The 22,887-nt window shown below is 64.6% G+C and carries 21 protein-coding genes and 2 pseudogenes; 9 read left to right on the forward strand and 14 right to left on the reverse strand.

Features of this window, described 5'->3' with window-relative positions:
• Positions 1-184: 184 nt before the first annotated feature.
• Entirely contained in the window at positions 185-1,354 is a 1,170-nt protein-coding gene (locus FPZ22_RS12145; protein ID WP_144893322.1) for an AAA family ATPase, read from the forward strand.
• Positions 1,355-1,539: 185 nt separating this feature from the next.
• Complete coding sequence (locus FPZ22_RS14450; protein WP_425463005.1) at positions 1,540-2,088, forward strand: hypothetical protein; 549 nt, start codon at positions 1,540-1,542, stop codon at positions 2,086-2,088.
• A 223-nt stretch (positions 2,089-2,311) separates the two neighbouring features.
• On the opposite strand, the gene FPZ22_RS12155 is transcribed toward FPZ22_RS14450, so the two are convergent.
• A complete protein-coding gene (locus FPZ22_RS12155) occupies positions 2,312-5,401 on the reverse strand; it encodes a DUF3427 domain-containing protein (protein WP_144893326.1) in 3,090 nt (1,029 codons plus the stop codon).
• 111 nt (positions 5,402-5,512) lie between these two features.
• On the opposite strand from FPZ22_RS12155, the gene FPZ22_RS12160 reads away from it, so the two are divergent.
• Complete coding sequence (locus tag FPZ22_RS12160) at positions 5,513-5,881, forward strand: hypothetical protein (protein ID WP_144893328.1); 369 nt, start codon at positions 5,513-5,515, stop codon at positions 5,879-5,881.
• Positions 5,882-5,890: 9 nt separating this feature from the next.
• Here FPZ22_RS12160 and FPZ22_RS12165 read toward each other — a convergent pair whose 3' ends face one another.
• Positions 5,891-6,781 (reverse strand): nuclease-related domain-containing protein, encoded by an 891-nt coding sequence (locus FPZ22_RS12165; protein ID WP_144893330.1) that lies wholly within the window; start codon positions 6,779-6,781, stop codon positions 5,891-5,893.
• A gap of 177 nt (positions 6,782-6,958) precedes the next feature.
• A pseudogene (locus FPZ22_RS12170) lies at positions 6,959-7,228 on the reverse strand (integrase core domain-containing protein); the annotation flags it as partial.
• A 384-nt stretch (positions 7,229-7,612) separates the two neighbouring features.
• Between FPZ22_RS12170 and FPZ22_RS13810 the strand changes: the two are divergent.
• The 5 genes from FPZ22_RS13810 to FPZ22_RS12195 all read left to right on the forward strand — a co-directional run bounded on the left by FPZ22_RS13810 (position 7,613) and on the right by FPZ22_RS12195 (position 14,788).
• Positions 7,613-8,011: a hypothetical protein gene (locus tag FPZ22_RS13810; RefSeq protein ID WP_210412670.1), complete on the forward strand. Its 399-nt coding sequence runs from the start codon at positions 7,613-7,615 to the stop codon at positions 8,009-8,011.
• A gap of 192 nt (positions 8,012-8,203) precedes the next feature.
• Positions 8,204-8,968 (forward strand): porin family protein, encoded by a 765-nt coding sequence (locus FPZ22_RS12180; protein ID WP_144893334.1) that lies wholly within the window; start codon positions 8,204-8,206, stop codon positions 8,966-8,968.
• Between the two features lie 234 nt (positions 8,969-9,202).
• Positions 9,203-10,102 (forward strand): restriction endonuclease, encoded by a 900-nt coding sequence (locus FPZ22_RS12185; protein WP_168198999.1) that lies wholly within the window; start codon positions 9,203-9,205, stop codon positions 10,100-10,102.
• 569 nt (positions 10,103-10,671) lie between these two features.
• Entirely contained in the window at positions 10,672-13,023 is a 2,352-nt protein-coding gene (locus FPZ22_RS12190; RefSeq protein WP_246120734.1) for a TonB-dependent receptor plug domain-containing protein, read from the forward strand.
• A 55-nt stretch (positions 13,024-13,078) separates the two neighbouring features.
• Positions 13,079-14,788 (forward strand): Atxe2 family lasso peptide isopeptidase, encoded by a 1,710-nt coding sequence (locus tag FPZ22_RS12195; protein WP_144893338.1) that lies wholly within the window; start codon positions 13,079-13,081, stop codon positions 14,786-14,788.
• A 56-nt stretch (positions 14,789-14,844) separates the two neighbouring features.
• On the opposite strand, the gene istB is transcribed toward FPZ22_RS12195, so the two are convergent.
• The gene (gene istB, locus FPZ22_RS12200; RefSeq protein ID WP_144891716.1) at positions 14,845-15,621 is read right to left on the reverse strand and encodes an IS21-like element helper ATPase IstB; all 777 of its coding nucleotides are present in this window, start codon (positions 15,619-15,621) and stop codon (positions 14,845-14,847) included.
• A complete protein-coding gene (gene istA, locus FPZ22_RS12205) occupies positions 15,618-16,631 on the reverse strand; it encodes an IS21 family transposase (RefSeq protein WP_144891714.1) in 1,014 nt (337 codons plus the stop codon). Before istA ends, istB begins: the two co-directional genes overlap by 4 nt.
• 89 nt (positions 16,632-16,720) lie before the next feature.
• Between istA and FPZ22_RS12210 the strand changes: the two genes are divergently transcribed.
• On the forward strand, positions 16,721-17,119 hold the full coding sequence (locus FPZ22_RS12210; protein WP_210412671.1) for a hypothetical protein: 399 nt from the start codon (positions 16,721-16,723) through the stop codon (positions 17,117-17,119).
• A gap of 14 nt (positions 17,120-17,133) precedes the next feature.
• Here FPZ22_RS12210 and FPZ22_RS12215 read toward each other — a convergent pair whose 3' ends face one another.
• The 9 genes and pseudogenes from FPZ22_RS12215 to FPZ22_RS12250 form a co-directional block, all read right to left on the reverse strand.
• The gene (locus FPZ22_RS12215; RefSeq protein ID WP_144893340.1) at positions 17,134-18,867 is read right to left on the reverse strand and encodes an asparagine synthase-related protein; all 1,734 of its coding nucleotides are present in this window, start codon (positions 18,865-18,867) and stop codon (positions 17,134-17,136) included.
• The gene (locus tag FPZ22_RS12220; RefSeq protein WP_144893342.1) at positions 18,867-19,271 is read right to left on the reverse strand and encodes a lasso peptide biosynthesis B2 protein; all 405 of its coding nucleotides are present in this window, start codon (positions 19,269-19,271) and stop codon (positions 18,867-18,869) included. Before FPZ22_RS12220 ends, FPZ22_RS12215 begins: the two co-directional genes overlap by 1 nt.
• 3 nt (positions 19,272-19,274) lie before the next feature.
• Positions 19,275-20,093: an IS3 family transposase gene (locus FPZ22_RS12225; protein WP_168198922.1), complete on the reverse strand. Its 819-nt coding sequence runs from the start codon at positions 20,091-20,093 to the stop codon at positions 19,275-19,277.
• Positions 20,093-20,406: pseudogene (locus tag FPZ22_RS14245) on the reverse strand (DUF1153 domain-containing protein). The gene FPZ22_RS12225 and the pseudogene FPZ22_RS14245 overlap by 1 nt, the downstream one beginning before the upstream one ends.
• Positions 20,407-20,443: 37 nt before the next feature.
• Positions 20,444-20,761, reverse strand: a complete 318-nt coding sequence (locus tag FPZ22_RS12235) for a hypothetical protein (RefSeq protein WP_144893361.1) — start codon at positions 20,759-20,761, stop codon at positions 20,444-20,446.
• 48 nt (positions 20,762-20,809) lie between these two features.
• Complete coding sequence (locus FPZ22_RS13815; protein WP_210412672.1) at positions 20,810-20,959, reverse strand: hypothetical protein; 150 nt, start codon at positions 20,957-20,959, stop codon at positions 20,810-20,812.
• Between the two features lie 51 nt (positions 20,960-21,010).
• Positions 21,011-21,151 (reverse strand): benenodin family lasso peptide, encoded by a 141-nt coding sequence (locus FPZ22_RS12240; RefSeq protein ID WP_144893363.1) that lies wholly within the window; start codon positions 21,149-21,151, stop codon positions 21,011-21,013.
• Positions 21,152-21,283: 132 nt separating this feature from the next.
• Positions 21,284-22,078, reverse strand: coding sequence for a restriction endonuclease (locus FPZ22_RS12245; protein WP_144893365.1), 795 nt, complete (start codon positions 22,076-22,078; stop codon positions 21,284-21,286).
• A gap of 34 nt (positions 22,079-22,112) precedes the next feature.
• Positions 22,113-22,637 (reverse strand): hypothetical protein, encoded by a 525-nt coding sequence (locus FPZ22_RS12250; RefSeq protein WP_144893367.1) that lies wholly within the window; start codon positions 22,635-22,637, stop codon positions 22,113-22,115.
• Between the last annotated feature and the right edge of the window lie 250 nt (positions 22,638-22,887).

Consider the following 22,887-nt stretch of genomic DNA (forward strand, 5'->3'; position numbering starts at 1 on the left):
CTCTAGTTCAAATTTCAAGAAGGGTAGGCGTAATAGTTTGGTGAGCAGCCCCTTTACTGCCAGCCGCGTATTGAGATCGGTGACGTTAATGGCCTGTCAGGAAGTTTCGCAGCCGACGATTGGCAAAAAGCTCTGAAGTTGCGCCTTTTTAACGGGATTCAATCGCTTTATCGGGGGTGTGCCCATGTGGGTCAAGCGCATTGAAATAAGTGGTGTAGGCGGAATTCAAGAACTGCTGCTTGAATTCGACGACCACATAAACATTCTGTGTGGACCCAACGGGATCGGAAAGACCACAATCCTTGAGTCGGTCGCGCACGCATTCTCCGCTGGACAAACAACCATCCTCAAACGCCATGCGAAGAGCGAGTCGAGCAAAATTGACGCTACCGTGTGCGTAGATAGTCAAGATCACACTGTTGTCATTGTGTTCAAGGAGTTCGTGCCCAGTCAGCATGCACAGATACACGCATTGCACCAGCTCTCCGCAAAATTAATCTCTCTGAAGGTTAATAGAACTCTCGACTATCGTCCGCTCAACTCTATCGAGAAAGATACCAAGAAGGAATTGCCGCAGACATATGCGGAAGCGCGGCAGGGGGTGTCGCTGGCTGATGTGAAGAACTGGTTTGTCAACCGTTACCTGTTCTCGAAGCACGCAAATCTAAGTGACAGCCAGTTCGCCAACTATGAGCTTGCGAGGTCTAGCTTTTCCGCGCTAAGCAAGGATTTTACGTTCAGCCGTGTCGACCCTTCAACATTGGAAATACTGGTCAACTCACCCAGCGGCGAGATCTACTACGAGTATCTGTCATCGGGATTCAAATCCTGCTTGTCGATAATATTTGGGATCATCAAGGAGCTTGAGTTTCGCTTTCCAAGCCCGGGCATAGTGGCCGGCGAGTTCGACGGTGTTGTGCTAATTGATGAGGTGGAGTTACACCTTCATCCGGAGTGGCAAGCCACTGTTTTGCCGGTGTTGTCGCACAAGTTTCCAAAGGCGCAGTTTATCTGCAGTACACACAGCCCACACGTTATTCAAGCCGCTCAGCGTCACCAAATTATTGCCATCGAAGGGGAGCAGGGCGTTGTCCGGCAACGACCATTGCCGAACTCGCCGTTCGGCTTCAGGGGTTGGACTATTGAAGAGGTGCTCGTTGATGTTATGGGAATGAGCGATCTGAGGACATCGGAATACCGAGCCGCCACTCGGGCTTTTGAGAGAGCAATTGACTCGGAAGATCGAGTTGCCGCGGAAGAATCCTTCAAAGTTCTAGACGAGATGCTTCATCCCGAAAGTCACCTAAGAAAGATGTTCTTGCTCCAGCTCTCCGCCGTCGCCGGTGTGCCGTGATCAAGCTAAGACGCCTACCTCCGCCGGCCTACCTGACAGCCGCGCGAGTAGATGAGCTAACCGAAGAGTTCAAATCCAAGAGTTCGAGGGTATGGAATCATGACGCCATTAAGAAACAGCTACTCGATTCCTCTAACTCGAAATGTGCGTACTGTGAGTCGCGGTTAGACGAAGAAAGTAAGTATATGGAGGTCGAGCACTTCGAGGATAAGGACACGTATCCGGAGAACGTGGTGAGGTGGGAGAACCTCTTGCCGTCCTGCAAGCGATGTAACGGTGCGAAAGGTACTCATGACGTGCGCGCCGAGCCGATCGTCAACCCTTATGTAGAGGATCCCAGTGCGCACCTTTATTTGAAGGCGTTTCGTTTTCGACCACGGTCTCCTCTAGGTCGCAGCACTATTGGCGTTGTAGATCTAAACAACTCTGCAAGAATTGTCTTGAGAAGATTTGAAGTTGGCGAGGCAGTGATCGCTGCGATTGCCGTCGCCAGCGATCGGTATGAACAATGGCGAACGTCGGGAAGTACGCGCAGCAAGAATATTCTAGTCGGTTGCCTAGAGGCTCTTTTGCTTGAATGTCAGCCACCGTCAGAGTACGCGGCGACAGCCGCAACGGTTCTGCATGACGACGACGACTACGAGGACCTAGTGGGCAGGATGCAGAGCAGCGGTATGTGGTCGGACGAACTTGCGGCTCTTCACGCTTCGTCTAGAGCGCTAGTTCTGCTTTAGCGTAAGCTGCCCGGTCAAACAGGCATCTTAACGATAGAGCCTTCGGCGGCTTGACGAGACTCGGCCGGCGTGAGGTCGCGGGCATGAGGGGCGCGAGGTCGCTGATGACGATGGTGGGGCGTGATTGCAGGGGCTTTCTATTAGGCACCAATGGCCCAAAGCGACCGTTCACCGAGCAGCTGGGGTGCAATGCGTTGTATGTCGCGTCGATTCCCGCCGCAATTCAAGGGATCGCTGCGCCGAAGCTGGCAAATAGATCACCGGGAAGCTCGTTCGAAAGACGCCAGGTGATGGCCATTGGTCGCTCGCCCTCGTGGCTCACGTAGGTGGCCGTCCCCAGCAGCCAGAAAGCCCGATCGTCGGTCGTCAGTCGGGCAAAAGGCAGCACCACGCTGCCATTGGCCTCGTGGGTCTGATAGCGCTGTCCTGTCTCGCTCGTTTCACGAGCTCCAGACTGGCTTTCCCAATGAAGGAGCGTGGGGCTGATCGCATAGTCGCGATAGCGAGTCGTAGGCGAAAAGCGGCCGCTGGTCTTGTCCAAAGTAAACGCCAATAAATCGACGCGCGCCTCGGGAAGCCAGCGCACGCCTTCCCGCCACTCGGGCACCTTGAGGTCATCTCCGCTCGCGAATGCGGCCAGCGTTTCTCGGCGGGTGTACCTGGCGTGGACGCAGAGGGGAACGTCAGGGTGCGTCGAAAGAGGTAGCTGCACATGGTCGACCCGGTCAGCCAACACATCCAGCAGCTGGCACAGCTCGGCCAGGACTTGCGGATGTGCCCAGATGAGGTCGGCGGCTTCCTGTAGCGTCTCGTCACCTTTCAGCACGGTCTCGGTGAGGACGGTTGCGAGCATGTGGAACAGTCGACGCGTCCGAATGTCCAGTGCGGAAACGTCAAGGGCCGCCGGGGCTTCGGAGAAGGTCCGGTAGTGTTCGATGCGCAGAGCGTCGTCGACATGAAGCAGGCGCCCGAGCGCCCGGCGCAGCAGTGCTTCATGTGGTCCGGCAGGAAGCGTGGCCACGCCACCGGCTTCGAGAAGATCGGACCAGCTCCTGTTGTTGGCGTAAACGTCCTCCAGCTCGATGCCGGTCTGGTTGAGGAAGTTCTTCAGCGTGACCGTCGGGTCAGCCTCGGCGACGCGCCGCAGTTCCTGCGCCCGGCCCGGCCAGGTGTTCGGGAGGCTCTGGCGGATGTTCTCCAGCACGTGCTGCGAGGCCACGGCGTCGAGCTGCATATGGCAGCCGCTCGGCAAGTACGGGAAGCCGTCCTCAATGGTGCGCTCGATCTGTTTCCGGCTCCCGCCAAGCAGGGCGGCGTAACGGCGGTGCATCCGGAACTCTTTGCGGTGCTGGCCGACAAAGTCCAGCACGGTGCAGACGTTCTTGCCGGGCTCGCGCCGCAGCCCGCGCCCCAGCTGCTGCAGGAATACGGTGGGACTGTCGGTCGGCCTCAGTAGTAGCAAGGTGTCGACCGAAGGAACGTCGACGCCCTCGTTGAAGAGGTCCACCGAGAAGACGATACGGATCTCCCCGGCGGCCAGTGCCTGCAGCGCCTGCCGCCGCTCTTCGCGCGGGGAGTCGGCCCAAACGGCCACGGCGGGGAGGTTGGCGGCATTGAACTGCTCCGCCATGAACCTGGCATGCGCCACGGAGACGCAAAAGCCGAGGGCGCGCATGGTCTCCGGATTGGGGACCGTCTGCAGCGCGTTGGCGATGATCCGCCGCGCCAGCACGTGGTCGCCGGTGACGAGCTCGCTGAGCTCCTGTGGATCGTAGCCGCGCCCTCGGCGCCAGCTGACGTTTCGATAGTCGGCGCCATCGGCGATCCCGTAATAGGCAAACGGCACCAGGCGGTGCTGGTCGATCGCATCCCAGAGCCGCAGCTCCGCGGCAATCCGGCCGCCAAACCATTGCAGGATAGGTTCGTCGTCGCCGCGCTCGGGCGTTGCGGTCAGGCCGAGGAGCTCTCGCGGCAGCAGGTGGTCCAGGAGTGCCTTGTAGGTGGGCGCCGCCGCGTGGTGGAACTCGTCGATGATCACGACATCGAAGTGATCGGCCGGCAGGTTGTCGAGTCCGCGGGCGCTGAGGCTCTGGATCGACGCAAAGACATGTTCGAAGCGGGCAGGGCGGTCGCCGCCCACCCATAACTCGCCAAAGGCCGCATCCCGGAGCGCATGCCTGAAGGTGGCCAGGCTCTGGTCGAGGATCTCCTTGCGGTGGGCAACGAACAGCAGCCGTGAGCGCGGCAGGCGTTTGCGCAGCCGCTGGTAGTCCAGGGCGGCCATGACCGTCTTGCCGGTTCCGGTGGCCGAGACCAGCAGGTTGCGGTGGTGGCCCTGCAGTCGGGAGAGCTCAATCAGCTCCAGCAGGCGCGACTGGAACGGCTCGGGGCGGATCTCGACGGGGCTCAGGTAGACCCGGGGGCCTTCTGCTCGCGTCTGGGTGAGATCGCGGAATTCCTCCGAATCAAAGTCGCGGAAATCGTCGTTTTGCCAATAGCTCTCGAAGACCGCAGAGAACTTGTCGATGACGTCCGGGTTGCGGGCGCCTGACACCCGGACGTTCCACTCCAGGCCGGTGACCTGGGCCGAGTAGGTCAGGTTGGACGAGCCGATGTACGCGGTGGAAAACCCGGTGTGGCGGTGGAACAGCCAGGCCTTGGCATGGAGCCGGGTGCTGGAGGTGTCGTAAGACACCCGGATCTGGGCGCCAAGGTCGCGCAGCGCTTCGAGCGCGGCGAGCTCGGTGGAGTTGGTGTACGTGGTGGTCAGGAGACGCAGCGGCCGGCCGCCGTCGACGTGCCGGCGCAGCAGGTCGAGCATCGGCCGGATGCCCGTCTGGCGCACGAAGGCCATCAGGACGTCGATGCGGTCGGCCGACGCGACTTCCGAGTTGAGCTGGAAACCGATACGCGGCTCGCCCGGTGCATTCGTCAGCAGGGTGGTGTCGAGGAGCGGCGTGGCCGGAAGCGGAACGTCCTCGGGCTGGCCGTCGGGGCGGAGGGCGGCGATGGCGCGGAGGACGTCCCCGGCGGTGGAGAGGGCATCGGTGGCATCGACGCCCTTGCTCTCGGCCGCCAGCAGCCGAGTCACCTCACGCGCGAGCCGGGCGCCGACTTCCGTGCGCTGGCGGGCATCGAGCGCGGCTACGCTGCGGCGGACGAGGGCGGCCAGGTGGAAGGCGATGCGATCGGCGGCCTCCTCTGGATGGAGACCGGCACGCTGGGCTCGATGCTTCGGGTCCAGCGCCGACAGGGCCTCTTCGAGCCCTTCGGTGACCAGTTGTTCGTAGAGTCCGCGATTCAGTCCCGACATAGGGTCGCCAGGCTAGCAGGTTCGGAACGAGAATCTTCGAGTCCCCTCGCAGGTTGTGAGACCCACGGTTCTTAACCTCCTTCCGCCGGCAGAACCTGGGAGGAGGTCTTCATGGAAGGGCAGTTCACCGTGTTTGAGTACATGTATCGCGACGCGGGCAACTTCAAAACCGTGGGGCGGTTGTTGCTCTCGGGGCGCGACGCTAATGCCGAAGCCGCGATCAGGGCCTGCCTGGAATGGTCAGACCAATTCGTGGCCGAGCAGATCGGCGTCCCGACTTTGTGCGAGGGACACTGGGAGTCAGTGGGCGAAGGCCCCTCAGACCTCGACCACGCCTTTCACGATTTCCGAGGGCTGCGGCGGGCCAAGGAAGAGGACTTGACCCTCGACGTGTGGGGCTCACTGGAGTCGATGGTGAAACGAATGCAGACAGCGGCGCGCAAGTGGGACGTCACGCTGTCTCCGAACTGCGATCCGTAAGCGTCGTCGCTAGTCCACTGTGGGATATCGCAAGGCAAGTGCCTTGGCGATGAGCGTGCGAACCCCAGGTTGCAGTACCTCCTCCCCGTAGGAGAACCATTCGTACGCCCGGCCCATTGGCGTGAAAACAAAAACGTCTGCGGATTTTGCGTCAGCGGTCTTCTCGATAAACCAGCCCGGGAGCGACACCGCTGGTGTGACGGGAATCGAATCCCCAAGACTTTCCCTGATGAGCGAAGCCAGGAATTTTGCCTGCCGCCGTGCTTGCTCGATCGGCGCCTTCGTCGTGAAATCACTGAACTTCAGCGTCGCGCCGTCGAACTGGACCTTGTGGGGATCGGCCGCCGAACCAGATTTCGGTTTCCGGAACGACTTGGTTTCAATCGCGTAGACGCCACGCGGCGCGATTACCACGTGGTCGATATTGAAGTCCCCGCACGGGAGGTCGTGCAGCACGAGGCAGCCATTGGCGACGAGGCGGTTGAGCTGCATCCCAGTCACGCGCTCGGCAAGCAGGCCGTCCCGGGCCTTCTCCTTGCGTAAGGCGTGGCGTCTGTACTGCCAGAATCCGTAGGCGAATATCAGGAGCCATCCGGCGAAGAAGGCGGCCTCGGCCGCGCCGAACGTGACTGCCTGCCATTCAATGCGCATCGATGCCCAGACCAGAAAGAGCATCGGCAGCGCCATTATCATGACGTCGTAGCCGAATGTGGCTTCGCGATCCGCGTGGTCAATTCTGTCGAGGAGCTGCTGGCCAGGAACGTGTCCGATCTGCTTCCCGTGGAGCGGCGAACGCCGCTGGCGGACAGCGCGGAGGACCTTGAACAGAAGGATGATGAGAGCGGTCACAAAGAGTGAGCTCAGAAACACGGCATGACTGATGAACATGTGCCACTTCATGCTGAGGCCTCCCCTCTAACAGCCTGGGCGCTGGTCCTGGCGCGGCTCGGTTGACGTTTCATATCCAAGATCCCCTTGACCAGGGCAAGCTTAGCCGCAGCAACTGCTTGCCGCTGCGGGCTGGTTCACCCTTCGTAATGAGGGTGGCATGGTGCGGGGGCTGCGTAAGCTTCCCCGTCAAGCAGACATTTCAAAAGTTGAATTTCCGGCGGTTTGACGGTACTCGCCGGCGTCATGTCGCCGAGCGAGTCATGGGGACGCTCCTCGTTGTACTCGAGCATCCACCAGTACGCGGCCTGGCTTGCCCGGCTGGATGTATCGGATTGCCATGCCGTTGAGCTTGGCCCACTGCACGAAGGCCTCACCCAGGAACTCCGGGCCGTTGTCGGTGCGCAGGACCTGCGGCAGGCCGTGGTCGCGTTTGAGCTGCTCGAAGATGCGGATCAGGCCTGCGTCCCCTCGTTGAAGGGGACGACGGCCTGAAGGTCTGGGGCTCCCTCGATGAGCTTCTGGCGCGAATGCGCGCAGCTGCAGGCAAATGGGATGTGCAGATGTCGCCCAATTGCGCCTTTTAGCTGGGAATCGCGTTGACCCCGAACATCTTGCCGTTACAGACTCCGATACAAGGAGCGTCGAAACTCCTCACAGAGCGGTACCCACTTCCGACAACCTGGTGGGTTTTTCGTGCCTGCGTGACTTGCAGGCGCAGCCGACGCGACCTGCGTCGGGAGGGCGGCTAATACAACACCCGCAAGGGGAATACGCCCGCCGGCTCTGTGCGGTTTCGAACCTCCCGACTTCCCGTCCGCCATCCCGGCGGGCGGCCGCTTCATGGAGGAACAGGCGATGACGACTCGGCGGAACAAGGGCGATCTTGACAGCAGCCATGCGGGTCCGGCGGAAGAAGGGATGAACCATCAGCCCGGCGGCGGCGCGGAAGATGCGTATGCCTACGGGATCGCTGTCAGGCAGATGGATGCGCTGGACCAGCTGCTCCGGATGCTCGCGGCCCACGGCGACCTGTTGGCCACGACGCAGGCGACCGATCTGGCCGAAGGAACGCTCCCTGCGATCGGCGAGGCGCTCCACATGCACGCGCTCGCCATGCGGGACATCCTCGATCAGGTGGAGACGCAGCGGTTGCGAGAGGCTCCCGACAAGCAGGACGGGGTGGAGGAACGGCTCGCGATCTACGCCGTGACCCCGCTCCGCATGGCGGCGTTCCACTGAGCCCGGGAGGTGCCGGTCCGGCAGGGGGCAACCTCGCCATTCGCGGCGCCGCTTGCCCCGACGCGGCGTTGGTCGGCTAACCGGCGGCCCGGAGTCTTGGATTTTGAGACTGGGGTCACGTAGTCTCGCGCCACCGCCATGGAGCGGGGGAGGCGCCCCAAGCGCCGCCAGCGCAAGACCACAGGGGACATCATGAAGAACATCCTTGCCGTGACTGCTGCCGCGGTCGTGATCTCTGCCGGCGTGCTCGCCTCGGGCGCCGTCCACGCACAGACCAAGCCGATCCAGGCGCCGCCTCCGCCGGCCCGCGAGATGGATCCGGCGAAGCGCATCCCGCCGCCGCCCGCGCCGGACGCGCCGGACGCACCAGTTGCCGGCCAGGCCACGCCTGGCGCACAGGCTCCCGTCGCACCGCAGCACGGGCAGCCGTCATCCGCTTCCCATGCGCAATACACCGCCGTTCCCTCCTGGCAGGACACGGAGCGGGGCGGGCTCTTCCTGGGTATCCAGGGTGGCCGCGGCTGGGTATACGACGACGTGGACCAGACCGCGCTGGCCATCAGCGCTGGCTACCGCTGGCAGGCGGGCGCGGTGAGCCTGCTCGGCATCGAAGTGGCTGCGGGCCGGCTCGACGCCACCACGGACGACGGATGGGAATACTCGAAGGTCGAGTACGCCAGCATCGGCTTCAACGGTCGCTTCAACTTTGGCGCCACGAGTCCGGTGTACGCGCTGGTCCGTACGGGCTACTTCAGTGCCGACGAGGAATATGCCGGCAGCGCCGATGGCGGATATGTCGGCGTTGGCCTGGGGATGGACTTCAGCCGCAATTTCAACATGAGCCTGGTGTACACCAATTACGTGTACTTCAACGAGCTGTACTGGTACGAGGGCGACCTGTACTACGACGCCGGCCGCGCCGATACGCTGATGCTCGGAGCGGAAGCCCGGTTCTGAGGGTTCGCGCAGCTCTGATCGGCCATCGCGTCGCGAGCTCCGCGCACGCACGCCACGGTCACCGGTATCTCAGACAGCACGAGACGGTCATTAAACTGCAAAAATTTGCAAAACATCCGCACTAATCGACATTTATTTACTACAAGGGCGCTACGGTCTGCCGGCGGGGCCTGCGCCGAAGGCCGCCGGTGGCACACCATCTGCTAAGGGGGCAAGAAAGCGGGGATGCCGGCAATGCGACTGAAACGCGTCAAGGAACGGCGGGACGATGCACTGGCCGGGGAGGGCTGGGCACGGGTCGAACAGCTGCTGGCGGATCACTACCGCGGCGAAGGCTATGCCGTGGAGCACTGCGGCACCGGCGGCCGGGCTGCCCGGTTCGACGGCGGAGTCGATCTCCGGCTCCGGCGTGACGGCGAGACCATCCTCGTCCAGTGCAAGCACTGGAATGCCTACCAGGTCCCGCACAATGACGTGCACCAGCTGCTCGGCATCATGGTGAACGAGCAGGCGACCGGCGCGATCCTGGTGACAAGCGGCGAGTTCACGCGCGCGGCCATCGAGGCGGCCACGAGGCACGGCCATGTGCAGCTGGTGGATGGTGATGATCTGCGCAGGATGCTGGGAGCGCGGTTCAGCCAGCTCGGCGGCGATAGCAAAGGGAAGGGCCGGTGGGGTAACCGCTGGGAAGGAGCGGCCGGCTCCTTCGGTTCCTGGGCAGCGGAGCGGCTGGTGTCGGCGGCCGAGGACCGGATCCGTGGCGGCGGAAGGCGACGCGCCAGGTCGATTGTTGCCGCCGGCGTGTGGTCCGGACTCGTCGCGATCCTGATCAAGTTCGCTCTGGCGCTCGCGCTGCTCTACTTCATGGGCTCGGCGCTCCAGCGCGCCATCCGGAACATCGGGTCGCCGCGACCGCCGGCTGTCCAGACCCGTGTGGCCCAACCCCCGGCAACGATCGCCGTTGAGCCGACGCACGAAATCCCCATCCAGTCGCCCCCGCGCTCCGTGATCCACGTGCCGACGCAGCAGGAAATCGAGGAGCGGCAGCGGCGCAACGCGGAAGCGATGGAGATCCTGCGGGACTCGACGCCGGAGCTGCCGGTCGATCCGCGGACGCGTAGCGTGCTCGAGTAGCAAGAAACTTCAACAGCCCAAGGTCGATGCGATCGCCGAAGCGGCCAAGGCGCCCTTGGGACTTGGTCGGGATTTTCCGCCTGCTCACGGGGAAGGTCGTCAGCTGATGCTGCGGGACGATGTCGAAGCGGAGCACCACGCGGGCAGTGTCAGTCCGACGATCGGCCTGGCGGTGTGCCCGACTTGCGTGCTCGACGCCGGACGCTTGACCACCCTGCTACGGCAAACGTAGCGTGTCCGGAGCTACGGTGAACGTAGCGATTGACCGGCCGTTATCCGCCCTTTCCCGCAGTGGAACGGGTGCGAACGGCAAGGGGAGCTCGGATGCCGGTGGCGTCACCGGTGCCCTCGTGAACTGACGATCCGGCCACAGCTGGCCGCGGGCCCGTGCCTGCGCGGATTCCCGGTTCGCGAACGAGTGCCCCGCCGCAGGCCGGCGCGGAACCGCCGCCGACAACCGGAGAAATCGCATGTCGAATGAAAGGGAACTCGTCGTGGGCCCGTCGGCCCGCGGAGAGATCATGGAAGAGCCCGCGGGACGGCGGCGGAGCCGCCCCGGACCGCCCCTGGTGCGCAGTGTCCTTGCCGCCGCGCTCGCATCCCTGCTGCCGATGCACGGCGCAGCGGCGCAGACCGCACCGTCGGAAGGCGAGGTCCCGGAGAGCCCGCCTGCGGACACGGCCGAGTCCGGCGCGCCGGCGGTCGAACTCGAAACCATCCAGGTCACCGGCACCCGCATCCGGGGCGGCTCGGTTCCGTCGCCGGTCCTCGCGATCGATTCCGAACAGATCCGCGAAGAAGATTTCAGCGACCTCGGCGACGTCATCCGCAGCATTCCGCAGAACTTCTCCGGCGGCCAGAACCCCGGCGTGATCAGCGGCAACCTGGCGGGCGCGGGCAACGCCAACCAGAACATCACCGGCGGTTCGGGCCTGAACCTGCGCGGGCTCGGTGCGGATGCCACGCTGACCCTGCTCAACGGGCGCCGCATGGCCTACGGCGGCTTCACCCAGTCGGTGGACATCAGCGCCATCCCGGTGGAGGCGGTTGAGCGCATCGAGATCGTGGCCGACGGCGCGTCGGCCATTTACGGCTCCGATGCGGTGGGCGGTGTGGGCAACGTGGTGCTCAAGCGGGAGTACCAGGGCGTGGGCGCCGGCGCGCGCTTCGGCAAGGCCACGCAGGGCGGGCTGGCCAGTCGCGAGTACCACCTCACCGCGGGCACGACCTGGAGCAGCGGCGGGTTGATCGCCACCTTCAAGGATGTTTCTGTCGACCCGATCTTCAGCGACCAGAGGTCCTATACCGAGCAGCTTGTGGATCCGTCCACGCTCTATCCGGGCAGCGACGTGCGCAGTGGACTGCTGAGCGTCCACCAGGCGCTGGGTAGTGCCGTGGAGCTGCGCCTGGATGCGTTTCGCACCGAGCGCGACCAGCGGCACCTGTACAACTGGGCCGGGCGCAACAGCCTGCTGACGCCGGACACCACGATGACCTTCGTCTCGCCGGAAGTGGAGGTCTGGCTGCCGAACGGCTGGGCGCTGTCGCTCGGCGGAGCCATCGGCCGCGACCGGCATAACCAGTACCGCCTGGAGACCATCACCGCGACCGGGATGCAGATCGTCAGCGACGTCTGCTACTGCAACGAGAGCCTGACCTGGGAACTGGGTGTCGAGGGACCGCTGTTCGCCCTGCCAGCGGGGGACGCACGCCTTGCTGCCGGCATCGGCTACCGGCGCAACGAATTCATCAACACGAACCATGCGACCGGAGTCGACACCATCGACGGCCGCGAGAGCGCCCGCTTTGGCTACGCCGAGGTCGACGTGCCGCTGGTCGGAGCGGGACAGGGCATCCGCGGGGTGGAGCGCCTGTCGTTCACCGCGGCGTTGCGCAGGGAGGACTACAGCAGCTTCGGCGGCGTCAACACGCCGAAGCTTGGCCTGATCTACGGCCCGAATGCCGACTTCACGCTGAAGGGGTCCTGGGGCAGGTCGTTCAAGGCGCCGACGCTGTTCGAGCGCCACTACTCGACCGACGCCTGGCTGTATTTCCCGAGCAGCTTCGGCGGGGCCGGCTACCCGGCCGATGCGACGGTGCTGGCGCTGGCTGGCGGCAATCAGGACCTGGAGCCGGAACGCGCGAACACCCGCTCGGTGTCGTTGGCCTGGCACCCGGAGTCGCTGGAAGGCCTGGAGGCGGAACTGACCTGGTTCAGCGTCGACTATCGCAACCGGGTGATCCAGCCGGTCGCCAATCCGACGCAGGCACTGAGCAACCCGATCTATGCGCCCTTCATCGACCTGACGCCCACGGCCGAAGAACTGGCGGCGGCCATTGCGCGGGCCCGGAACTTCCAGAGCGTGATCGGCGTTCCGTACGCCCCGGACAAGGTGGCGGCGATCATCTACCTGCAGTACGTCAACGTGGCCCGCCAGGAAATCCGGGGCGTGGATCTGTCGGGTTCCTACCGGGCCGGGCTGGCGGAGGGAACGCTGACCTTGCGTGGTTCGGTGAGCTGGCTGGAAAGCACGCAGCAGACCCTGCCGGCCCTGGAGCCGTTCGACCTCGCGGGGACGCTGTTCAACCCGCCGAAGGTCCGTGCGCGGCTGGGTGGGGTGTGGAAGCGGGGCGGGCTGACGGCATCGGCGTTCGGCAACCACCACGGCGCAGTGACCAATCGCCTGGATGGAGTGGAGTCGACGTCCTTCACCAGCCTGGATCTGGCGCTGCGCTATGCCACCGGGCCGCGCGGGAATGCGTGGTCGGGCATGGAGTTCGCCCTGTCCGTCGATAACGCGTTCGACCGGGACCCGCCGTTCTACACGGTTTCGGCGCCGCTGTACGTGGCGCCTTACGACTCGACGAACTATTCGCCGATCGGCCGCTTCCTGAGCCTGTCCGTGTCGAAGCGGTGGTAAGCCCTTCGGGTTGATCGCGCTGCCCGCTCCGCGGGCGGCAGCGGAGGAGAAGCTCATGCTGGAACTGATGTGGAGGCGCCTGCTGGCGGGCGCCATGGTGTGCGTCTGTGCCTGTGGTTCGTGGGCCGAAGCGGTTTCGCCACGGCAACTGCTGGAAGTGGCGGAGATCGGCAGCCCGGTGATCTCTCCGGATGGGCGCAGCGTGGCGTTCCGCGTCGAGCGCGCCTCGGTCGAGCGCAACACCTGGGGTTCGGTCTGGTACGTGCAGGGTCTGGACGAGGCCGCGCCGCGGCGCGTGGCAGAGGGCGGGGTGCCGCTGCGGGATTCGGCGGGAGTATCCCTGCCGGTGGCGGCGCTCTGGTCGCCCGACGGCCGATGGATCTACTACCGGGCATTGCTGGACGGGAGGGTCGACGTTTGGCGGGCGGCGGCGGACGGATCGCAGGCCGGGCGGGTCACTCGGGACTCGGCCGACGTGCGGGACTTCTCGTTGTCTGGCGATGGCGGTTCGATCCGCTACAGCGTAGGCGCGACGCGCGAGGAGGTGCTGGCGGCCGAGCAGGAGGACTACGAGCGCGGCACCCACATCGATGGCACCGTGCCGATCGGGCAGGGGTTGTTCCGCTCGGGCAACGTGGAAGGGCGCCTGGCAACGCAGCGCTTCGGCAGCATCTGGTTCTCACGCATGCCGCTGCTCGGAGAAACCCCGGACCGCTGGTACGAGATCGACCTTGCGACGGGTGCGAAGCGGGCGCTGGCCGCCGCGGAAGTGAAGGGTCCGCCGCCGACGGCGCTGGGCTTGCCGGAAATGGAAGGGGATCCCTGGCAGCACGCCCGGAATGCGGGAGGCCAATGGGTCGCCATCCTGACGCGCGTCGGTGATGGCACCGGGCAGCTGGAGCGGCCCGACGTGCTGCTGTCGGTGCTGCCTGCCGGGGATGCCGCGGGTGCTGTTCACTGCCGTGCGGAGCTGTGCACGGCCAGGGCCATCAGCGGTATCCAGTGGCGGCCTATGCACGACGAGGTCGTGTTCACCGTCACTGATCCTGCGGAAGGACTGGCTCAGTCGATGTACCGGTGGAACGTGCGCGACGGTGGGGTCTTCGAGGTTGTTCGTGCGCAGGGGCTGCTGGGCGGCGGGCGTGATCCTTCGTCCCGCTGCGGCATTTCGCCCGCGCATCTGGTGTGCGTGGCGGCCGAGGCCGATCGTCTGCCCAGGCTGGAACGGATCGATCTTGAAAACGGAACGCGCCACGTCCTCTTCGAGCCGAACGAGGCGCTGGCAAAGGACCTGGCCCTGGAGGCGCCGGCGCGGCTGCTGCGGTGGGCGGATGCGCAAGGCCGGCGGTTCACCGGGCAGTTCTACGCCGCGCGCCACGTTGGCGGCACTCCGCCACCATTGTTCGTCACCTATTACAGCTGTCCGGGTTTCGTGCGCGGCGGGGTCGGGGACGAGTGGCCCCTGGCCTCGCTGGCGCAGGCCGGAATTTCGGCCCTGTGCATCAACCGCCTGCCGGGATACACGATGGACGCGGTGGAGCGGCACGGGGAAGGCATGGCGGCCGTCGAGAGTGCCGTCGACATGCTGGCCGCTGAGGGCGAAATCGACCAGGCGCGAGTGGGCATGGGCGGCCTGAGCTTCGGCGGCGCCGTGACGCTGTGGACTGTCACGGGCTCGGACGTGCTGGCTGCCGCGTCGGTCGCAAATCCCGTCGTGTCGCCGCTGTATTACCTGATCGGAAGCATGAATGTCAACGCCGACTGAAATCTGACCCACTTTGGCCCGTTATCGCCGATTGAAATCTGACCCACCTCGGGCGCTCAAGTGGTGCTTTGCGGCCGGATGGTTCCGGCCTTTCTCTTGTCCTTCAGCCTGTAGCTGTCGCCGGTGATCTGCACGATGTGGGCGTGGTGCAGCAGCCGGTCCAGCAGGGCCGCGGTCAGCGTGGCGTCGTCGGCCAAAGCGCCGGCCCACTGCGGGAACGGCAGGTTGCTGGTCAGGATCATGCTGCCGCGCTCATAGCGCTTGGCGACGACGTTGAAGAACAGGCTGGCTTCCTCGCGGCCGAACGGCAGGTAGCCGAGCTCGTCGACGATCAGCAACCGTGGCCCCAGCACGGCGCGGTTGAAGTACTCGCGCAGCCGCCCTTGGCCGTTGGCCGATGCCAGCTGCAGCATCAGGTCGGCGGCTGACAGGAACCGGGTCTTGATGCCGGCGTGGACGGCGCGCATGGCCAGCGCGATCGCCAAGTGCGTTTTGCCCACGCCAGACGGGCCCAGCAGCACCACGTTTTCGGCCCGCTCGATGAAGGCCAGACTGGCCAACTCCATGACCTGGGGCTTGGAGACGCCGGCTGCGAAGCCGAAGTCGAACGCCTCCAGCGTCTTGACCGAGGGCAGAGTGGCCAGCTTCTGCAGGGTCTGGCGGGTGCGCTCGGTGCGGGCCGCCATCTCGGCCTGCAGCGCCTGCTCCAGGAAGTCCCCATAACTGGCCTCGTTGGCGACCGCATGTTGGGCCAGGGCTGGCCACTGGGCGGCGATCGCCGGCAAGCGCAGTTGCTCGCACAGCGCCTGCACCGTGTCGTGCTGCAGGTTCATGCCATCGCCTCCATCAGCTCGCCGTAGACCGACAGCGGGTGCTGGATCGACGGGAACGGGAGCACCCGGGCGGTCGGCGGTGGGGGCAGCACCCTCGACATCACAGCCTCTGGCAGCGGCTGCAAGTGTTGGTGCTCGTGCACCAGCAGGTCGCAGGGACGGGCCTGGGTGGTGCCGTGGGTCCGACGGTTGGCTACGTCATCCAGCCAGCGGCGCACCTCCCGGTTGGCTGTGTGCACGTCCAGCACCAGTCCGCCGCTGCGCAGAGTGGCCGTTAGCGGGACCACGAAGCTGCCCTTCAGGTAGCCGTTGAAGCGCTCCACCTTGCCCTTGGTGCGGGCACGGTAGGGCCGGCACGCGCGAGGGGTGAAGGCGCATTGCTCGGCCAGATCCAGCATCTGCGGGTTCCAGCGATGCTGGCCAGGGCCGTACACGTCGCGATCCAGCAGCACCGGCTTGGCGTTGTCGAACAGGACGTGCTGTGGCACGCCGCCAAAGTAGTCGAACGCGCCGACCAGCCCGGCCTCCCACGCCGGGAAACTCTCTTCTTCGCCAAAGCGCACGTAGGTCGTGCGGCTGTAGCCGAGCGTGGCCACGAAGGCCACCAGTCGGTCACGACCGCGCCGCACGGTGGTGAAGTCCGCCTGCATCTGCTCGCCCGGCGCCGTCTCAAAGCGCACCACCGGGTCGGCTGCTGCACGACGCAGCGGCGCCATGAACGCCTTGAGCTGGCTGATGCCGCCGGTGTAGCCCTGCTCGGCCAACTCGCGCATCAGCACCGTCGCCGGGATCACATCCGGCTGGGCCGCGGCCAATCGTGCCCGGACGTAGTCCTCATACGGCGCCAACTTGGTCGGCCGCTTGGGCCGTGGCGTGTACTGCGCCTGGGCGCCTCGCAGGTACCGCCGAACCGTGTTCCGAGACACCCCTAGATCGCGTGCGATCTCCCGGATCCCCTTGCCCTGACGGGCCATCACTCTGACTTCCACTGCTTCCTCCTGGGCTAACATCCAGGCGGCCTCCAAAAGACCGCCATCCTCGCCCGGGTGGGTCAGATTTACATCGGCGCGGGTGGGTCAGTTTTACGTCGGCGGTGACAATGAAGGGCGAGATGTTCTTCGGCAGCCTGCGGGATATGTGGGGTCTGGGGGATCCCGAAGAAACTCCGGAGCGGTGGCGGGAAATCTCACCCGCGTTAAAGCTGGACCGTGTGCGTGCGCCGATCCTCTTCCAGCTGCCGGAGCAGGAATACATGTACGCCCTGGATTACGTGATCCCGCTGATGCGGACGCACCGAGCCGATGTCTACGTGTTTTCCCACGAGCCCCACCAGAAGTTCCAGCCGAGACACAAGCTGGCCGCGTACGAGAGGAACGTCGACTGGTTCAGGTTCTGGCTGCAGGGGTATGAGGACGGGGCGGCGTCGAAGCAGGCCCAGTACGCGAGGTGGAGGGAGATGCGGGCGGAGTCGGGGAAGAGTGCGGCGGATAAACCCTGACTTCGCGACCGGCTTCAGTGCTGGGTCCTGGCCTGGTGGCGGACCCAGTTCTCGACCTCGCACAGGTCGAAGATCCGCATGAAGGCGTCGCCCTGGGTGTCGGGGTTCTGGTTGAAGAAGGCGTGCAAGGCATCCGTGTCCAGGAATCCGCGACCGGAAAGTTCACCCGCGAGGAGATAGTCACGGAGCCGGCGCCTGTTGTGGCGGTACACCGCGCCGGAGTAGTTCATGAAAGTGCCCTTGCTGCGGCGGTACAGGATGTCCGGTGGCAGGAGGTCCACGAACGCGTCGCGGGCGATGGCCCTGTTGCGGCCGCCCGTGAACCACATCCAGCTGGGCACCTTCAGGCAGGCCTCCATCACCGGCTGGGAGAGCAGGGGCATGCGCAGGTGCCTTCGTCCGCCCCGGGCGGCGCCGTCCCGGAAGCCCTGGTTGCCGGCGAGATCGAAGATGCGCTCACGGTCTCCGGAAAGTGCGCCGGCCGGGGCATCGAACCACGGGTGCAGCGTCGATGCGTCCAGATCGATGGCATGACGCAGGAACGAGTGGTCGGGTTTCCGCGGAGGCTTCGGTGGCCCCCTGAGCTTTCTTGCCGCCAGCCGTGCGACCTTCCAGACGGTACATTGATGCAGTTCGGCCAGGTCGCGGATGGTCCGGATTCCGGCACGGAAGCCGCGCTCACGGAACGCATCGGCCGCCGGGGCGGCTGTCTTGGTGTAACCGAAAACCGTGTCCCCACCGCCACCTGAAAAGTAGCTGTTGACGTCGAGCTGGCGGCCGATAGTCTCCTTGAGCCGGTTGGATGCATGCTGGAGGAACCAGGTGCTCGGCACCGCTGCATGGGAGGGTGGCGGGAACTCGAACTCCGCGTCTTCGATGCGCAGCGATCGGACGTGGATCTCGAAGCCAAGCAGATCGGACATCAGTCCTGCATATCGCCGCTCATCAGCACCGGGCACGGGCGTGACGAGATTGCAGCAGTTCACCTCGGAGTCCGCCTCGAGCAGGCAGGCGGCAACGATGGAGGAATCCAGTCCTCCGGACAGCTCCAGCAGCAGTGTGCGATCGGTCTCGGCCCAGGTACGGACCGCTGAACTCACCACTTGGCGAACGTCTTCCTGGGCGTCCCGGGGATGTCGATAGCGCTGGTGGGCGGCAACAAAGTCCCAGGGTGTCCAGGATTCCGCCGTGGCAGCGCGCCGGTCCAGGATATTCAGCACGCGGCCTGGAAGTAGTTCCTGTACCCCGGAAAGGCCGGTCCGTCCCGTCTTGAGATGGGGATAGGCCAATGTCTCGGAGATGAAGTCCCAGTCGATGCTCCCGCCATGGATTCCGGCGCGGATGGCCAATGAAATGTCCGAGGTCACGAAGCCGCCCTCGCAGGAGTAGTAGCAGCCAGCGCCACCCGAAGGGTCGCGCAACGCGGAAAGAGCGCCCCCGTCCCCGTCGTGCAGCAGGATGTACTCTCCCCAGCATTCCTCGATCAACCGATTGACGAGGCGTTCGAACTCCACGTTCTCGAAGCATCCGGAATCGCCAACAGGCGTTCCGCTGCTGCGCCAGAAAACATGGCCGACAAGCACGGCGTTGGGTCGGATGTGAAGGAGCGGCGTGCCTGGAGCAACGATCACCGTGTGCGACGCGAGTGCCTGTGCATTGTCCAGCCCCGCCTGACGCAGCCGGTCGATGACGGCGACATCGCCGCCGTTCGCGCCGTCTGTGTGGGGCAGGGCAATGTAGCGATACATCAGACGACCCGGATCGGAATGTGGGAGGCGACATTCCCCAAGGTGTCGTTCAGGACAAGGTCTCCTGCCTGTACCCAGCAGTGGGCGGAAAACGGGTCGATGGCGACACCGAAGACGATGTTGGCGTGCAGTTTTCGTTTCTGCAGAAACTTCACAAGCGCCAGGGAGTCGATCAGGCAGCGCATTCCCACTGGCACGAACAGCCGGACTTGCCGGAACACCGCTGCTGCACGAATGAGGCGATCCTCTTCGGGGGCGGGAGATGAAGCGTTCCAGACGCCAGCGCTGCGTCGGCCCCGGGCCACCCTGTCGAGAACCTGCGCGAACGGAAGCAGCTCCAATCTGAGCTTCGCTGCGAGAACGATCGCAACGACTTCCGTGTAATGACCCAGCGGTTTCTGCACAGGTCAGGCCGCTAAAGCATAAGCCTCGGCGGGGGTCTTCATGCCCAGCGCCTGGTGCGGGCGCCGGTGGTTGTAGAACTGGATCCAGTCGCCAATGACGCGGCTGGCGTGCTGCTGGCTCTCGAAACGGTGGCGGTGCGCGCACTGCTCCTTCAGCGTCCGGATGACGCGCTCCACCATGCCGTTCTGCTGCGGGCAGTGCGGGGTGATGAACTCCTGCCGCAGGCCGTAGCTGCGCACGAGCCGCGTGTAGTCGCGGCTGGTGAACACCAGGCCGTTGTCCGAGCGCAGCAGGAAGGGACTCTGCACCCGCCCGAGGGTCCCGAAGCGGGTGATCAGCGCCTGCTCCAGTGCCGCGGCCGCGGTGCTGGCCTTGCCGCTGCGCGAGAGATGCCAGCCGAGCAGCTGCCGGGTATAGCAGTCGATCACCAGGGCCAAGGTCAACCAGTTGTCGCTGCCACCCCAGATCCGGCACAGGTCGGTCGCCCAACGTTCGTCGGGCGCTTGCGCCACCGACGGCAACGCCTGGATCCGGGGGCGACAGCCAACAGACCGTTTGCGGACCTGCCAGCCCATCAGCTGGAAGATCCGCTGTACCGTGTTCTTGTTCATGTCCAGGAGCCCCGCCACTGTCCGGTAGCCGAACGACGGCTCGGCCTCGATCAGTGCCTTGATCGGCTCCGCCAGCTCCGGCCGGACCTTGGGCGGCGCCTTGGTCGGCTGGTAGTACACGGTCCGCCGCGCCACGCCGAACCACCGGCACAGCTTCACCATCGAGACCTCGAACCCATCGTCCCGCAGTCCCTGCTGGATCGAGACCATCAGGTCTCGTCCTTGCCCAACAGGGACGCCAATTTTTTCGGGCGCGCAGCTCCAGCATGGCTTCGCCGTAGGCTTCCTGGAGGTCCTTGAGCTGACGCTCGTACTGTTCGCGTACGTCCTCGGGCTTCGCCCGCAGGGCGTTCTCCATCCCCCGCTTGCCGTCCTCGACCCAGCTCTCGATCTCGGACGGCGTCAGGTCGAACTGCCGGCTGGCCTCGGCCACTGTCGTCTTGCCCTGGATGATCTCCAGAACCAGCGCCGACTTCCGCCGTGCCGTCCAACGCTTGATCTCTTCTTCCATCACTTGGCTCATCGTGCTCTCCGTGAAAAGGTAGCACCTGAGCAGGAAATCACTGGGTCATTACATCCGCTGCGTCCCGAAGACGGGGCGGGGAATCCGGGATCGGGATCTCCATGGCGCTGCGAGCGGGCACGGCGGCTTCGGGTGAATCGTCCACGACTCGATCGGGCCGCTTTACCAGTACGTTGCCTGCGACGAGTGCGCTCACGTCGATGCCGACTGCAGGGCCGGCATCGAGGTACGCGATCAGTGCCCGTTCCTGTGCGGGTGGAAGCGTGAGGTAGCGATCAGCTTCGACGTCGAGGAAGATCAGCCTGCCGCCCGCATGGCAGAACGAAAGGCTGGGCCGCAGCTGGTAGCTGGTCATGTCAATCTCCAGAGAGAAGAAGGGGCGCACCGGTGCGCCCCTCCACGCTCAGTCCTGAGCGATTCCGAAGGACCAGAAACCGCCCATGTCCTCGCCGATCAGAGTCCCTCCTCTGGTTTCGACGCTGGCAACGGCCAGGATGCAGCGGGCTTCTTCCGTGGCCTCCACTGGGAGGCTCTCGTTCCACGTGGTTTCCATGGTGACTGTCTCCTGTGCAGGAATGCTTCGAAAGTGCAGAAGCTTTCCTCATCAATCCTCGGAGATCCCGGGGATGTAGGGATTGCCGACGTCCTCGCCAACGAGGGCGCCACCCTTGGTGTCGAGGCTCGCGACACCGAGCGGGGTAGCTTCTTCGTGCGTATCGGTGCACGGAATGACGTTCGCGTTCATTGCTGTCTCCTTGTTCGCCATGGATATTCATGGCAGTGACAAGGCTGCACGCACGAAAATTTGATTATCAAGTAATTAATGCTGTGTTCTTTGATGATCAACTGCGGATCGAGGTCGGCATCACGACCGGAATCAGGCCGGAGCCGTTCCCTTGCACTGCGGGAATCGCGCGCAGCCCAAGAACCGTTCACCGGTCCGGCGGTTGCGCCGCTCGACCATCGCGCCTGAGCAGAGAGGACAGGCCAGCGTCTGGCTGGTCGCAGGCGAGATCGCTGGCTCGCCCATACGAGCGATTTCCTGCGCCATCCGGATCCGCTCGATCAACTCGCTTCCGGTCACCAGATAGATGGGCTTTCCACGGGCAAAGCGCGCCGCATCAGCGGTGAAACCACCGGCGCTGACGATGTGCACCGCATCCGCGCGGTGGTGGTCGACCAGGCCCCACATCTCACGTACGGTGGAGGCGTTCACCTGGCGTCGCTTCCATTGCTTGCACTGCACGAGTTCGCGACGACCGTCCCTGGACAGGATGAGGTCGATGCCGCCGTCCTTTCCGCCCAGTCCGTTCTCGACGACCTGGTAACCCTGGCGACGATACGACTCGCCGACCAGCATCTCGAACTCACGCCACGAGATGTCGGCCAGACTGTCGAGGCCGGTGCGGGTGTCGTGCAGGTTGCGTCGCCGTTGTGCGTTCGCCCAGGACCCGCCGGCGGCGGCCCAGCAGGCCAGCATCACGATCCACGCCAAGGGCGCCAGCACGGCTCCGATCTGTTGTCCCACGGGGCGAAGCAGCGGCCCGCCCGCCGACAGATAGGCGCCTATCCCGTAGCGGATGACCACGAAAGCGACGATGCCAGCCAGGATCCCCAGCGGCCATGGCCATGATGCAACTTCATCCAGACCGCTTTTCTTTCGACGTCGCATACGATCCTCCTTGTGAGGACGCGTGGCTCGCACGTCAGGGCGCGTCGTTCGGCTCCGCTGCAAGCATCTCATCAGCCCGCGTGTCCGCCGCTGTGTCACGGGATATCTCGCGCGGCGTCGCGGCCCGCAGCCTGGAGGTCATTTCCGCGACAAGTTCGCTGACCACCTTCTTTTCGTCCTGGAAACCATGAAAGGCGGAGTTCTTCCAGTCACCGGTGACGAGCAGGTCGCCGTTTCGCGCGTCGAAGATCTTGATCGCCACAGAGTGCAGGTACATCACGATGTCCCAGCGCCAGACATCCACGTAATTCACGATGCCGTCGACTTCGCCGGACTGGCGAGTGCCCGCGGGCAGCGGTGCGCGGACGGTAAAGCCGTTCTGGACCAGCGCATTCCGCAGCGCGCCGTCCATTGCCTCGGAGTTGCCATCGTCCGGAACCTGGGCAATGGACACGATGGACGGCGGCACGGATTTCGCCAGCATTACATCCTGGTGGGTGGCGCAGGCGGACAGGAACAGGGCGGCCGCGATGGCGGCGCCGCGAACGAGAAGTTTCATGGTGTCTCCCCCTGTGGAGCAAAAACTATAGGCGATCGGAAGCATGCGACGAAGTCGGGGCCAGTGAGCGAGCAGCGGCTGGAAACGAGGGTCCTGAGCCGGGTGCCCACTGACAAGGAATGTCACCCGCAGTCGAAACGGGAAGGCGACCCGTGTTTCGGCGTGGCCAATCGGCAGCCGGTTCCTGCTGATCGTTGCCGGCGATGCGCTGGACCCTCGCGCCCTGCGGCTCTCGCAGGCGAGGTGACCG

Origin of the sequence: Luteimonas granuli (assembly GCF_007795095.1) — a bacterium.
GTDB classification, from domain to species: Bacteria; Pseudomonadota; Gammaproteobacteria; order Xanthomonadales; family Xanthomonadaceae; genus Luteimonas; species Luteimonas granuli.

Coding starts and splice junctions, on each gene's coding strand:
- FPZ22_RS12250 (WP_144893367.1), bottom strand. CDS start 22,637: ATGAAACTTCTCGTTCGCGGCGCCGCCATCGCGGCCGCCCTGTTCCTG.
- FPZ22_RS12160 (WP_144893328.1), top strand. CDS start 5,513: ATGGAAGGGCAGTTCACCGTGTTTGAGTACATGTATCGCGACGCGGGC.
- FPZ22_RS12210 (WP_210412671.1), top strand. CDS start 16,721: ATGAAGGGCGAGATGTTCTTCGGCAGCCTGCGGGATATGTGGGGTCTG.
- istB (WP_144891716.1), bottom strand. CDS start 15,621: ATGAACCTGCAGCACGACACGGTGCAGGCGCTGTGCGAGCAACTGCGC.
- FPZ22_RS12180 (WP_144893334.1), top strand. CDS start 8,204: ATGAAGAACATCCTTGCCGTGACTGCTGCCGCGGTCGTGATCTCTGCC.
- istA (WP_144891714.1), bottom strand. CDS start 16,631: ATGTTAGCCCAGGAGGAAGCAGTGGAAGTCAGAGTGATGGCCCGTCAG.
- FPZ22_RS12165 (WP_144893330.1), bottom strand. CDS start 6,781: ATGAAGTGGCACATGTTCATCAGTCATGCCGTGTTTCTGAGCTCACTC.
- FPZ22_RS12145 (WP_144893322.1), top strand. CDS start 185: ATGTGGGTCAAGCGCATTGAAATAAGTGGTGTAGGCGGAATTCAAGAA.
- FPZ22_RS12215 (WP_144893340.1), bottom strand. CDS start 18,867: ATGTATCGCTACATTGCCCTGCCCCACACAGACGGCGCGAACGGCGGC.
- FPZ22_RS13815 (WP_210412672.1), bottom strand. CDS start 20,959: ATGGAAACCACGTGGAACGAGAGCCTCCCAGTGGAGGCCACGGAAGAA.
- FPZ22_RS12235 (WP_144893361.1), bottom strand. CDS start 20,761: ATGACCAGCTACCAGCTGCGGCCCAGCCTTTCGTTCTGCCATGCGGGC.
- FPZ22_RS12195 (WP_144893338.1), top strand. CDS start 13,079: ATGCTGGAACTGATGTGGAGGCGCCTGCTGGCGGGCGCCATGGTGTGC.
- FPZ22_RS12185 (WP_168198999.1), top strand. CDS start 9,203: ATGCGACTGAAACGCGTCAAGGAACGGCGGGACGATGCACTGGCCGGG.
- FPZ22_RS12155 (WP_144893326.1), bottom strand. CDS start 5,401: ATGTCGGGACTGAATCGCGGACTCTACGAACAACTGGTCACCGAAGGG.
- FPZ22_RS13810 (WP_210412670.1), top strand. CDS start 7,613: ATGGAGGAACAGGCGATGACGACTCGGCGGAACAAGGGCGATCTTGAC.
- FPZ22_RS12225 (WP_168198922.1), bottom strand. CDS start 20,093: ATGGTCTCGATCCAGCAGGGACTGCGGGACGATGGGTTCGAGGTCTCG.
- FPZ22_RS14450 (WP_425463005.1), top strand. CDS start 1,540: ATGGAGGTCGAGCACTTCGAGGATAAGGACACGTATCCGGAGAACGTG.
- FPZ22_RS12240 (WP_144893363.1), bottom strand. CDS start 21,151: ATGAACGCGAACGTCATTCCGTGCACCGATACGCACGAAGAAGCTACC.
- FPZ22_RS12245 (WP_144893365.1), bottom strand. CDS start 22,078: ATGCGACGTCGAAAGAAAAGCGGTCTGGATGAAGTTGCATCATGGCCA.